Genomic DNA, 12,211 nt, shown 5'->3' on the forward strand with positions numbered 1-12,211 from the left:
TCGTTTTTATGAATTATTTATAACTTTTTTTCTAGAATGATTTTTGGTTCACCTTCATCATCAGTATAAGTACCAATGATATCAAAGCCATTTTTAATGTTCAATATTAGCATACTGCGCCATTTGTTTTTCGTTTTTGTTTGAACTGCTATATATCCTTTTTTTCTCAGCATTTCATGCTGCTTTTCCATCAAATAGCTTGCTATTCCTTGATTTCTATACTTTACATCCACTCCACCTAACCAGCTATAAAATTTATCGTTATCCAAAGAATAACCAATTTTATAGCCAATTACTTTTGAATTTTGTATAGCAATATTAATTAATAAATTTGTTTTACTTTCCATTCGGTGACACAAGTGATCAGAATTGCCAAATATATTCTTATGTAGAAATAAAATGCCTTCCATTATCTTATTATCAGGCGTTGAATCAAAATATACATATTTAATATCCATAGATTACACTCCTTTTGCTTATACACGCTCAAGTTTACGATATGGCTTGGCGGGCAATTGAATATGGATAGAATCCTCTGGATTAACCTCACCGCTTTTTAAAACGACCCCCATAATACCAGCCTTTCGAATAAGATTCCCTTCACTATCTCTATCTAAAACAGCTTGCAAAAGACCAGGTTTAAAGTTTTCTATTTGTGGACACGGATTTCGTAAACCTGTTACTTTAATAATCGCTTCTTCCCCTATATACAGAATTGTGTCAGTAGGCAGTTCAAGAAGATTGATCCCTTGAGTCGTAATATTTTCACCTAGCTGTCCAGGCTTAATATCAAAATGTGCCTTTAATTCCTCAAACAATTCGGAATGAATCAAATGAACCTGTCTTAAATTAGGTTGATTCGGATTCTGCGCCACTCTAGAGCGATGCTTAACTGTTGAGCCAAAATGTGCGTCTCCTTCAACCCCAAATCCTGCCACTAATTTAATCTTATCTATATTCTTCTTACTAAATGTATGGGTACTGCTCAAGCTTACAGCAAGTACTTTTCCGCTTATCAAATTCTCTTCATGTATATTCATCAATGTTCTCCATTTCTCTATTTTTTCAGTTTGTGCTATCAAGCTGAGATTTGATGATTTCCCCGGTTAATTATAATCCAAAATATAATGTAAGTAATCCCCATGACCTTGAACAAGATCAACTTCCTTTATAGAAAATATCCAAAAATAGTTTAAATGTTAATCCCTCTTCTTCTCCTCCGCCTGTTTGCCGATGGTCCCACTTATCTTGGGCATCTCTTACTGTTATTTTATAAAAAAATCGATTATGTATTACACCATCATCAGCTGCCCAATAATCCTCTGCAATTTAAACTTTCAATTTCAAAATCTTTTAATCCCGTTTCTTCTTCCAATTGTCTTATAACTGCCTTATATGTATCCTCATTAGGTTTTACAGTCCCTTTAGGAATTTGTATCCCTGCTTCAGGAATGGAATGCTGGAATACTAACAGCTGTCTTTTGCCATCTTTCATTCTTGTCACATAGCCATATGCCTTTCTCACCCGATGATATTTCCTTCATTTGATCCCATTGACCATAAATCCCCCTTTTAAAAACATAGACTCGCTCTCTTATTCATTTGTATTAATATCTTTATTCTTCATCAAAAGTCTAGATTCCTTCTATGATTATTTAGTAGCTTTTTGAACTCCAGTTAAAAAGCATTACTATAAAAGCAATGCTTTCTATTTCAATAGATTCCTTACTCCAGTGAGTATGTTTACACCTTTTTTCAAATCTTGGCTTGCTGCATGAATGACCTTCATACCTAAAGTAATGATTGATGTGTCTTGCTTCTTTAAGCTGGCTAATTCTTGTTTTGTTTTTGTAAGCTCTTTGTTCATCGCCTCTATTTGTTTTTGTAAAACGTAAAGCTTTTGATCCTCTTGTTGATGTAAATCCTGCTCTTCCTTCATTTCATCAGGTGAATTGCCAATTTCTCCAACCAGCTCCATTAGTGTTTCATCATTCAATAGTTTGTTTGCCATATTCATTAAAGCACTGTAGTTAAGTGAATCTTCATTTTTAAGCAGGCTTTCAACTAAGGTCATCGCTGATTGATTATTAAGGAATTGCTTTACAGTTCCTTCACTATTACTTGTCACTTGGTGAACTCTCCCTTCAAATTTGCAAAAAAATATAGGCAACTTCTAATGAATACACTGGGAGGATCATTTCCCAGTGTACCTTCTAATTATGCAGCAGGTGCTTGTACAAATAATGAACGAATGGCTTTTCTGATAGCATGCGCTTGACTTTCACTGCCAAAAATCAACGCCAAAATCCAAGCAAACAACAGAATGATTAGAAGAAGAAGGATTACTAGCATAAATAGTCCCCCCTTTCATAAAGATTTAAGGGACCCTTACAGTTCCATGTTATGTATGAGTTATGGACATGCATAATGAAACACCCTATATTCATAAAAATAGGCAAAAAAAATGCACAAGCATAATGCTTGTGCATTTTTTTATCTCTGAAATTGAACTCTATGAAGATTTGCGAATATGCCACCAAGGTCAATCAATTCATCATGGCGCCCTTCTTCTGCAATTCCATCTTCAGTTACGACAACAATGCGATCAGCATTGCGAATCGTAGCTAGTCTATGTGCAATGACAAGTGTAGTCCGGTCTTGTGCAAGCTCGGTCAATGCTGTTTGAATTATTTGTTCTGTTTCTGTATCTAATGCAGATGTTGCTTCATCAAGAATAAGAATAGGCGGGTTCTTTAGAAACATTCGTGCGATCGCAATCCGCTGCTTTTGACCGCCAGAAAGCTTCAATCCTCTTTCCCCAATTTGCGTTTCGTAGCCAAGTGGGAGTGAAGCAATGAAATCTTCCAAATGGGCTCTTCTTGCTGCTTCTTCTACTTGTTCATCTGTTGCACCGAGCATACCATAAGCAATGTTTTCTTTTAACGTTCCTGTAAAAAGAAATACGTCCTGCTGCACAATTCCGATTTGTGACCGCAGCGATTTCTTAGTTATATCTCTTACATCCATGCCATCGATTGTTATACTTCCACTGTTTACATCATAAAATCGGGGAATAAGAGAGCAAATGGTTGTTTTCCCGGCACCAGAAGGACCGACAAAAGCGACAGTCTCCCCTTTATTCATTCGAAGACTAATCCCTTCCAGCACAGGTTTATGTTCATCATAGCTGAAGGTAACATTGTTAAACGTAATATCTCCACGAAGGGTAGCCACTTCTATGGCATCTTCTGCATCTTCCACTTCTGGTTCTGAATCCAATAATTCAAGGAAACGTTTAAATCCTGCCATACCTTTGGGATACAGCTCAAGCAATGCGCTAATTTTATCAATTGGTTTCAAAAGAACATTCACATAAAGAACGAAACCGACTAGTTCACCATATGTTAGCTGGCCTGTAAAGCTTAGCCACGCACCAAATACTAAGACGACAAGTGTCATTAAGCGCGTTAGCATATATATACCTGACGAACTAAAGCTCATAATTTTGTAAGCAGAAAGCTTTGCTAATCGAAATCTCTGATTGTTCGTTCTGAATCGGCTAATCTCATATTCTTCGTTAGTAAAAGATTGTACAACACGCACGCCTGAAACACTGTCTTCTACTCGAGCATTTACATCAGCAATTTCACCGTACATTTTCTTCCATGCTTTATTCATACGAATATTGCAGAAGGAAATGAGCCAAACAAGAAATGGTGTGATAATAATCGTCACCAATGCTAGTTTCACATTAATCGTAAGCATAATCCAGAATGCCCCAACAAATGTCATGATTGCAATAAATAAATCCTCTGGACCGTGATGGGCAAGTTCTCCAATATCAAACAGGTCATTTGTTACACGGCTCATAATATGACCTGTTTTTGTATTATCAAAGAAACGGAAGGATTGACGCTGAACATGCTGAAACAGCTGCTGCCTCATATCTGTTTCAATATTGATGCCAAGCATATGCCCCCAATAGTTTACGATATATTGCAAAAATGTGCTTACTAAATATAGCGTTAAAAGTCCGGCACTGACGGAAACAATCTTTGACCAGTTTCCACTTGGCAGTAAATCATCAACAAACCATTGTACAGCAAGCGGGAATGCAAGCTCCAAAATCGCGACTATGACTGCACTGCTAAAATCAATCGTAAAAAGTTTTTTATGCGGTTTATAATACGAAAAAAATCGGCGAATCATAACATTTTTCTCCTTGTCCTCAAACTATAATTACTAGGATTATATGGTGTAGCTGATAAACATACAAGTTAATTGACTTCATTAGCTTTTTTCTTTTTTTTAAATTTTATCTTCATTAATAACTGATTGAGTACTTCTGATATAACAAGGCCAACGGCAATCGCACCAGAAATCATAAATGCTTTTGCTGCTAACTGAATAGCAACATTGTAATCATTGACAACAAAATGACGCATCGCGTCATATGCTAAGCCACCTGGAACTAGGGGAATAATCCCAGAAACACTGAAAATGATAATCGGTGTTTTATACATTCTAGCAAAAGTCTGACTGATAACCGCAATCACAAATGCGGCAACTAAGGAAGCGACAACTGCATCGAATTCCTTATTTACGAGGAAGATATAAATAAACCAGCCAGCCATGCCTACGAACCCACATTTAAGTAATGACTTTTTAGGCGCATTAAAAAGTATACCAAACGCTGCAGAGGCAATAAAACTTGTTATTAAGTGTACAATCATTTACTGTATACCTCCGTTTACACTAATAAAAGGCGACGACAACTGCAATTCCTGTACCTATTGCACAAGCAGTTAAAAATGCATCTGCCCCTTTTGATAATCCAGACACTAAATGCCCGGCCATCAAATCCCTTACAGCATTCGTAATTAATAAACCTGGAACTAGCGGCATGACAGAACCAATAATGATTTTATCAAGCTGTGTTCCGACACCAATTTTTACAAATAGAAAGGCGATTAAACCGATTACAAGTGAGGCAACAAACTCCGAGAAAAATCGGACCTTTAGAATTTGATGAATATAGACAAAACAGACAAATCCTAATCCTCCTGCGATGACGGCTGGTATAAAATCGCTCCATTGGCCTAAAAACATCATTAAGAAGCAGCCGCTGGAAATGGAGGCTGCAATGATTTGCTGATAGATTGGAAAAGTAAAGTCTGCATCTTGAATTTCCTTCAATCGATTCAGAGCTTGTTCAGCTGTCAACTCCCCGCTGCTTAACTTCCTGGAAACCCCGTTTACCAGCGTTACTTTATATAAATCCGTTGTTCGCTCTGATATTCGAATAAATTTGGCAGGCTCTGTTCCATCAATAGAAAAAATAATCCCTGTCGGTGTTACATAGCTATGTGATTGGGGAATGCCGAACGTAGCAGCAATCCTTGTCATTGTATCCTCTACTCGATACGTTTCTCCTCCGCACTGCAGCATAATTTTCCCAGCAAGCAGACATAATTCAATCACTTCATATGTTTGGGGAAATCTATTTTCCACCCTTTTCCCTCCTAAACAATAATACATTGCCACATTCAATTATATTTCTTCATAATAAAGGAAATGTATCATGAATTAAAGAGAAATCAAGAAAGTTTTGCCTTGCACGTCAATATAAAAATCTTCGAAATATAATTATATCTGCGAAATAATAAATTTATCTACAAAATGTAAATATATCTCCGAAAGTAGATGGTTTATCTTCGAAAAATCGGAAATATCGATGTTTCGACAAAAGCCTCATGATACAACCAGAGAAAAAAGCTGCCGAACAGGCAGCTTTTCAACTATAGCGGAACGTCTAAAATAATCTTTGTCCCTCTATCCTTAATTGATTGAATCGTGATGCTCCCTTGAACGGCTTTCGCTCTTTCTTCCATACTAAAAAGACCAACTCCACGAGAAACCTCTAGTATATCAAACCCTTTTCCCTTATCTTCTATCATTACTCTTACTTCATCTTCCATTTCTCGAATCGTTACCGTTGCTTCTTCCGTATCCGCATATTTTCGTATATTCGTCAATGCCTCCTGAATTATTCGATAAATGGTAATTTCTTTATTTTCACTCAGTCTTGTATTCAAATAACAGTCAAAATGAACATTAATATGACTATGATCAGAAAAACGTACAAGGTAGGAACGAATAGCCGGAATTAATCCAAGATCATCAAGCACAGAAGGCCGCAATGCCCAAGAAAGATCCCTTAGTTCTTCGATAATTTCAGTTGCTTCCTCCTGCATTTGATCTAATAAAAGATGATTAAATTCCGATTGCAAACGATTGATTGTAATAAGATGGCTATAAAGGTTTTGCCCAATCCCATCATGCAGTTCACGAGATAGCCGTCTTCGCTCATCCTCCTGAACATTTATGATTTTCGCCATCATTAATTGGAGTTCTTCTTCTACCTTTTTTCTCTTAGTTATTTCGTGTCGAATAGCCAAATATTGATATGGTCGTCTATACTCATCCAGGAATGGAACGATTGTCGTGTCTACCCAATAATATGTACCATCTTTCGCACGATTTTTAATTTCACCCTTCCACACTCTGCCTGACGCTATGGTTCGCCACAAATCTGCAAAGAATCGTTTAGGATGATATCCCGAATTAATAATCCGATGATCTCTTCCAATTAATTCATCTCTTGAATATTTAGAAATACGGCAAAATTGGTCATTAACATAATGGATAGTCCCTTTTTGATCAGTAATAGCAACAATAGACGATGCATCAAGAGCAAATTTAAGGTCACTCAACTCATTAACCGACTTCTTCAGTTCTTCCACAACTTGTTTATACTCCGTTATTTCATTACGGATAGCTAAATATTTAAATGGTTTGCCCTTTTCATTAAGAAAAGGAACAATGGTCGTATCTACCCAGTAATAGGAACCATCCTTGGCCTTATTCTTAACTTCCCCACGCCATACTTCCCCATTTCCAATTGTCTGCCAAAGTTCTTTCATAAATTCCTTTGAATGATAACCTGAATTAATAATTCGATGATCTTTCCCTATTAGTTCCTCAGCTGAATACTTCGAAACCTCGCAAAATTTTTCATTTACATAAGTGATAATTCCCCTTTGGTCAGTAAAAGCAACAATTGTTGATGCATCAAGGGCATACTTTAAATCAACAAGCTCATTTAATTGATAGGCATTCTGAGATTTTAGTCTTGATTGATCTTTTACACTATTAAAAATAATTAGGAAGTAATTTTCATTTCCAAGTGAAAAAGCATTTATCCGAAAAAACAATGAAAAATCATGACCTTCTCGATGTTTTCCAAACTGATGAATGATCATTCCTTCTTCTGCAGCAAAAAGATTCATCTCAGGCATAAATTTATTTAGCTCTGCCCCAATCATTTCTATCCTTTCATAGCCAAATATGTGACATGCCCGTTGATTCGAATCTGATATTATCCCTTTTTCATTCACTAGAATAGTCGCATCCCCCGAAGCAGGAGTATTGTTTTTATTAAATTGTATCTGACTATCCCTGTCCATATCTGTTCCTCCTGATTGCCATTTAAAACAGACTGCTTATCATCCCTTCCAAAGTAATGGCCGCCTGTCTGACAATATTTTGTTCCTCTTTGTTTATTGGTGTATTCGTTCTTCGCCCTACCAATAAAACACCTTTTGGTGCACCCTTATAAAAAATCGGAACGGCGAAAGCATAAAGCAGCTTTTCAGCAAGCATTATCGGATATTCAAGTGCTTTTCCATGGATATTCTCAGGAAAATTATTAATCGTTATCGGACTTCCTGTCGAGATCACTTTCCCAGCAATGCCTTTTCCATATCGAACAGTGATTTTCTTATATTTGTCATTACTATTCCCAGCCGCATAATGCCACCTTACATCAGGTCCTTCTCTATTCTGTAGGGCAAGGCCAACAAAATCAGTAGCTATTTTAGATAAAATGGATTCACATGTATGAGCAATCTCAAATGATTGATTCAAGATTGCACTCCCCCTTTAAATTCCATATCCTAGTAACCCCTTTTTCAACGCAATCTCAACAAGCTCTGGCCTTGTTTTCATTTGAAGTTTTTCCATCAAATTTCCTTTATGAGTTTCAACCGTTTTGACACTGATAACTAGCTGTTCAGCAATTTCCTTATTTGAAAATCCTTTCGCAATTAAAGTCAGCACCTCTTTTTCCCGATCAGAAAGAAGATTAAACGTGTCAACATTCCCATTTCTCGCATTTCCAATATATTCCTCCATTAATCTTTTCGTAGCTGAAGGATGCAAATAAGCATTACCTGCAGCTACTGAACGGATCGCTGAAAGAAGTTCATCATGTGGAGCACTTTTTAAAATACATCCAGAGGCCCCTGCTTGAATGGCTCTGAATAAATATTCCTCATCATCATGCATTGTTAGAATGAGGATGGCCGTTTCAGGCAACAGCTTTTTTAATTCTGTTGTTGCTGAAAGACCATCTTTCCCATGCGGCATGCTTAAATCCATCACAACGACATTTGGCTTTAATTCGAGTGACTTTTGAATGCCTTCATTCCCTTCAGAAGCTTCCCCTATCACTTCTATATCTGAATGATTGTTTAAAAGCATTTTCAACCCCATTCTTACGACTGCATGGTCATCACAAAGCAGAATTTTGATCATGCCAGCTCCCCCTATCTTTGTTCGATTGTAAAGTGAAAATACATAACAAGGGATTGCATTTTCGCAAATCCCTTGTTTTTTCTCTTATATAAATGGAAGATAAAGTTCGACTACTGTCCCTTCGCCAATCTTTGATGAAAGATGCCATTCTCCCCCGATTAAATGCATTCTTTCCTTCATCGCTGCAAGTCCAGTCGATTGATGCCACCCTTTATCAATATTAAATCCTTTGCCATTATCTTTAATGATAATGGATAAATGATCGAATTGCCACGCAAAAGTCATTTCTGCCTTCACTGTGTCTGCATATCTTGCAATATTCGCCAAAGCTTCTTGACATACTCGAAAGAGAGTGATTCTTTGCCTTTCCTCTAACGGAATTTCTTTACCGGAAGTCTCTAACTCTACCTCTATTCCGTATGTCGAAGTGTACAGCTTTAGATAGCTTTTCATCGCAGGAAGCAGCCCTAAAGTCGTAAGAGTAGGAGGATGGAGCTCAACAGCCAGCAGCCGGATTTCTTGAATCGTTTTTTCAAGCAATTCAGCCATATCACTAACATATCCCTTCATCTCAACCTGTTCAACCGCATTCCCAATAAACTGCATCCCTGTATAAAGACTATATAATGTTTGTCCGACCCCTTCATGCAGTTCGAGTGCAATTCGTTTAATCTCCTCTTCCTGAGATTGAATAATATAGGAACTAATATCGTTTTTAACTGGCTGTCTTTCCATGTCACCCCTCCTTATGCCTTTTTATTCTTATGATTTGAAATATCACTAAACATCCCCGCATATTGAACTACTTCACCAGCATCGTTCTTTACTGCACTAATCGTCAGCCATTGGAGATATTCCTCTCCATCTTTACGGCTATTCCATATTTCACCTTGCCAGAACCCGTTAGTTTCAATTGAACGCCAGAGATCTTCATAAAAAGTCTTCGGTTGTTTATTCGATTTAAGAATATTCGGGTTCTTTCCAATTGCTTCAGCTGCTTCAAAGCCTGTAATCTTAGTAAAAGCTGGATTGACAGAAATGATTTTCCCGCTCATATCTGTAATCATAATCCCCTCAACTGTGTGATTTATAACTTCATTAGCAAGACTCATTTTCCCTTGGAAATACATCCAAACAACTAAAATCAAGCTTGCGAGAGCCACCTCTGACAGAGCCATAAAGCCAATCGCATAGTGACCAGTCAGATTAAATAGCAAGGTGAGGATAATTGGCGGGAAAAATCCGCCCAATCCACCCATTGCCGAAACAATCCCGTTCACAATTCCCGCTTGTTTACTAAAGTACATCGGTACCAGCTTAAAGATCACACCGTTCCCGATACCAGCGCAAAGTGCGATTGTTAAACACCCGAACGTATACCAGCCGATGGATGGAGCAAATGATAGGATCATGGCTGAAACCGTGTAAACGCCGAATACAAACATCAGAAGAATTAGTGAATGAAAACGGTCTGCCAGCCATCCTCCTATTGGTCTCATAAGTGTGGCAATGACAATAAATCCAGCTGTACGAAAACCTGCATCTACCTTATCAAGACCAAAATTCGCAACTAGAAAGTTTGGCAAATAGATGGTGAAAGCTACAAAGGATCCAAATGTGATAAAATAGAACAAGCTTAGCAGCCAAAGCTTTTCATTCTTATATACACCTTTAATTTGTTCTAAAAGCGGTGTTTTTACTTTTGTTTCTTGTTTATCCCCTAAAAGGAAGTTAGCAATAATGAAAATACCTAGAATAATGAGATATAGCTGTACAGTTGTTGACCAGCCCAATTTTGTTGCAACCACAGGTGCTGCAAATGCAGATATGGCAGTACCAAGATTTCCGGCACCGTATATCCCATTTACAAACCCATGTTTTTCCTTTGGATAATACTTTGGCAGAGAAGTAACCCCAACAGAGAACACGGCTCCACCAATTCCAAGAAATAATCCCCCTACCAATAAATCTGCTAAAGAATTCGCAACACTAATATAATAAACTGGGAATAATAGCAGAACAAAGCTGATGAGAAAAATTTTCCTTGCCCCAAATTGATTGGCATAATACCCGAGCGGAACACGTAATATTGACCCTAGAATAACTGGGATAGCTGTCACAAGTGCCAATTGATTATCGGGAATGGCAATATCTTCTTTAATAAACGGAAGTAAAGATGATATCAACACCCAAATCATAAAGCCGACTACAAGATTTAATGTTTGTAATGGGAGCTGTATTTTTCTAAGCATCTGGTCCACGCTCTCTTCTAATAACATAATTTAATCCTGCTTCATGGTCATATGCAGACCATTCATATTTGCTCATTTTCACATCTGCTTTTAACGGCACAGCGAAGAAATATTTATCATCAAAGTAAATACGCAGATGCGTCTTATCAGGACATAGTCCTGTTTTCGTTATCGTTTTTTTTACAAAAGGTGCTTGATCTTCACCGGGCTGATCTAAGATCGCTACTTCAGCCCGATGGGAAATAAATGACTCGATTTTTTCCATTTCAGTGGGTCCCACAGCTACCGCACCCTCTCTTTGCCGGATAGATAAACATTTTATAGCCTTGAAGTGTATCCCAAAATGTATCTTCTGCATGTTCCTCAATATAGGCAATGGTTTCTTCTTCTGATTGCCATTTGCTCATGCCTTTTACTTCAGCTACGACAATTTCCATGTCATCTTCAATTTTCTCGTCTAAATACCAATTTAAGCGAACACCTTTAAATAGCCTCGATAACATTTCGTCTACTTCTGCTGCAAAATTTCCGGAAGATTTTCTAATAAAACAAAAATCAAGGTATGTTTCACTGTTCATTTGACTCACGCCTTTACATTTTTCATCTTTTTATAAGCAAATAATGCGATTGGGAACAACACGATATTTAATCCGCAAAATATCAATGTGTTGACATAATTTTCATAAAAGAATTGATGAACCATATATTGTGTAAAAATAATGTTTAGGAACAAAATGAATGCAAGGACGGCAACTCCTACGTAACTACGCTTCATAACGTTTCACCCTTACTGCATAAATTGCTCCATTTTCTACTTTCACTTGAATTTCTGGAAGCGGACGTCTTGGTGGTCCGGCTGTCGGTGCACCTGTTTCTGCATCAAAGAACCCATGATGGCAAGGACAAACCATTTGGTTTTGTTCTTTCACCCAAAATACTGGGCAGCGAAGATGTGTACATGCATTTTGATAAGCAACATATTTGTTTTCATTTAGTCTGATAATAATCGCATCATCATGATCACCAGGGAATTTAAATTCCAATGAATCTCCTACCGCTAATTTGCTTACATCCGTAATTTTTTTATGCGGATACTCTTTCTCTCCTAGTCCCATTAATTCCTTTGCTGCAACAGCTCCCCATGGAAGGGAGGAAACAGCGAATACACCAGCAGCCCCAGCCAATGTTTTCATAAACCCGCGTCTATCCAATTTTCTTTCATTATTCCGTTCAATATTGTGTGTGTAATTATCTTCATTAAAGGGAATTTTATTATTTTTATCTGATGGCATTCCGAATCCCTC

17 protein-coding genes and 1 pseudogene are annotated in these 12,211 nt (G+C 37.4%); all 18 read right to left on the reverse strand.

The window, feature by feature from the left end; translation table 11 throughout:
- Positions 1-17: 17 nt before the first annotated feature.
- Positions 18-458, reverse strand: a complete 441-nt coding sequence (locus tag AN957_RS16310; protein WP_056685197.1) for a GNAT family N-acetyltransferase — start codon at positions 456-458, stop codon at positions 18-20.
- An 18-nt stretch (positions 459-476) separates the two neighbouring features.
- Complete coding sequence (locus AN957_RS16315) at positions 477-1,040, reverse strand: MOSC domain-containing protein (protein ID WP_156341151.1); 564 nt, start codon at positions 1,038-1,040, stop codon at positions 477-479.
- A 263-nt stretch (positions 1,041-1,303) separates the two neighbouring features.
- The gene (locus AN957_RS28585) at positions 1,304-1,525 is read right to left on the reverse strand and encodes an NUDIX domain-containing protein (RefSeq protein WP_231690091.1); all 222 of its coding nucleotides are present in this window, start codon (positions 1,523-1,525) and stop codon (positions 1,304-1,306) included.
- 183 nt (positions 1,526-1,708) lie between these two features.
- The gene (locus tag AN957_RS16325) at positions 1,709-2,128 is read right to left on the reverse strand and encodes a hypothetical protein (RefSeq protein ID WP_053476509.1); all 420 of its coding nucleotides are present in this window, start codon (positions 2,126-2,128) and stop codon (positions 1,709-1,711) included.
- A gap of 89 nt (positions 2,129-2,217) precedes the next feature.
- Positions 2,218-2,352, reverse strand: coding sequence for a hypothetical protein (locus AN957_RS28885; protein ID WP_256376269.1), 135 nt, complete (start codon positions 2,350-2,352; stop codon positions 2,218-2,220).
- Between the two features lie 141 nt (positions 2,353-2,493).
- Complete coding sequence (locus tag AN957_RS16330) at positions 2,494-4,209, reverse strand: ABC transporter ATP-binding protein (RefSeq protein ID WP_053476510.1); 1,716 nt, start codon at positions 4,207-4,209, stop codon at positions 2,494-2,496.
- Positions 4,210-4,277: 68 nt separating this feature from the next.
- On the reverse strand, positions 4,278-4,733 hold the full coding sequence (locus AN957_RS16335) for a threonine/serine exporter family protein (RefSeq protein ID WP_053476511.1): 456 nt from the start codon (positions 4,731-4,733) through the stop codon (positions 4,278-4,280).
- A gap of 22 nt (positions 4,734-4,755) precedes the next feature.
- Positions 4,756-5,538, reverse strand: a complete 783-nt coding sequence (locus AN957_RS16340) for a threonine/serine exporter family protein (protein WP_053477561.1) — start codon at positions 5,536-5,538, stop codon at positions 4,756-4,758.
- A gap of 260 nt (positions 5,539-5,798) precedes the next feature.
- Entirely contained in the window at positions 5,799-7,322 is a 1,524-nt protein-coding gene (locus AN957_RS16345; RefSeq protein WP_425388945.1) for a PAS domain-containing sensor histidine kinase, read from the reverse strand.
- Positions 7,311-7,526, reverse strand: a pseudogene (locus AN957_RS29205) (PAS domain S-box protein); the annotation flags it as partial. The gene AN957_RS16345 and the pseudogene AN957_RS29205, both read right to left, overlap by 12 nt.
- A 22-nt stretch (positions 7,527-7,548) precedes the next feature.
- Positions 7,549-7,986: a GAF domain-containing protein gene (locus AN957_RS16350; RefSeq protein ID WP_231690092.1), complete on the reverse strand. Its 438-nt coding sequence runs from the start codon at positions 7,984-7,986 to the stop codon at positions 7,549-7,551.
- 15 nt (positions 7,987-8,001) lie between these two features.
- Complete coding sequence (locus tag AN957_RS16355) at positions 8,002-8,655, reverse strand: response regulator (protein WP_053476514.1); 654 nt, start codon at positions 8,653-8,655, stop codon at positions 8,002-8,004.
- Between the two features lie 84 nt (positions 8,656-8,739).
- Positions 8,740-9,390, reverse strand: coding sequence for a sensor histidine kinase (locus AN957_RS16360; protein ID WP_053476515.1), 651 nt, complete (start codon positions 9,388-9,390; stop codon positions 8,740-8,742).
- Positions 9,391-9,401: 11 nt separating this feature from the next.
- Positions 9,402-10,907 carry a nitrate/nitrite transporter gene (locus AN957_RS16365; RefSeq protein WP_053476516.1) on the reverse strand — a complete coding sequence of 502 codons (1,506 nt, stop codon included), beginning with the start codon at positions 10,905-10,907 and terminating at the stop codon, positions 9,402-9,404.
- Positions 10,900-11,172 carry a hypothetical protein gene (locus tag AN957_RS16370; protein WP_053476517.1) on the reverse strand — a complete coding sequence of 91 codons (273 nt, stop codon included), beginning with the start codon at positions 11,170-11,172 and terminating at the stop codon, positions 10,900-10,902. The genes AN957_RS16365 and AN957_RS16370 overlap by 8 nt, the downstream gene beginning before the upstream one ends.
- Position 11,173: 1 nt before the next feature.
- Positions 11,174-11,485 carry a hypothetical protein gene (locus tag AN957_RS16375; RefSeq protein WP_053476518.1) on the reverse strand — a complete coding sequence of 104 codons (312 nt, stop codon included), beginning with the start codon at positions 11,483-11,485 and terminating at the stop codon, positions 11,174-11,176.
- Positions 11,486-11,490: 5 nt separating this feature from the next.
- Positions 11,491-11,682 (reverse strand): hypothetical protein, encoded by a 192-nt coding sequence (locus AN957_RS16380; protein ID WP_053476519.1) that lies wholly within the window; start codon positions 11,680-11,682, stop codon positions 11,491-11,493.
- Positions 11,672-12,199 (reverse strand): Rieske (2Fe-2S) protein, encoded by a 528-nt coding sequence (locus AN957_RS16385; protein WP_053476520.1) that lies wholly within the window; start codon positions 12,197-12,199, stop codon positions 11,672-11,674. The genes AN957_RS16380 and AN957_RS16385 overlap by 11 nt, the downstream gene beginning before the upstream one ends.
- Positions 12,200-12,211 lie beyond the last annotated feature (12 nt).

It is taken from the genome of Cytobacillus solani (genome assembly GCF_001420595.1).
Classification (GTDB): Bacteria; Bacillota; Bacilli; order Bacillales; family Cytobacillaceae; genus Cytobacillus; species Cytobacillus solani.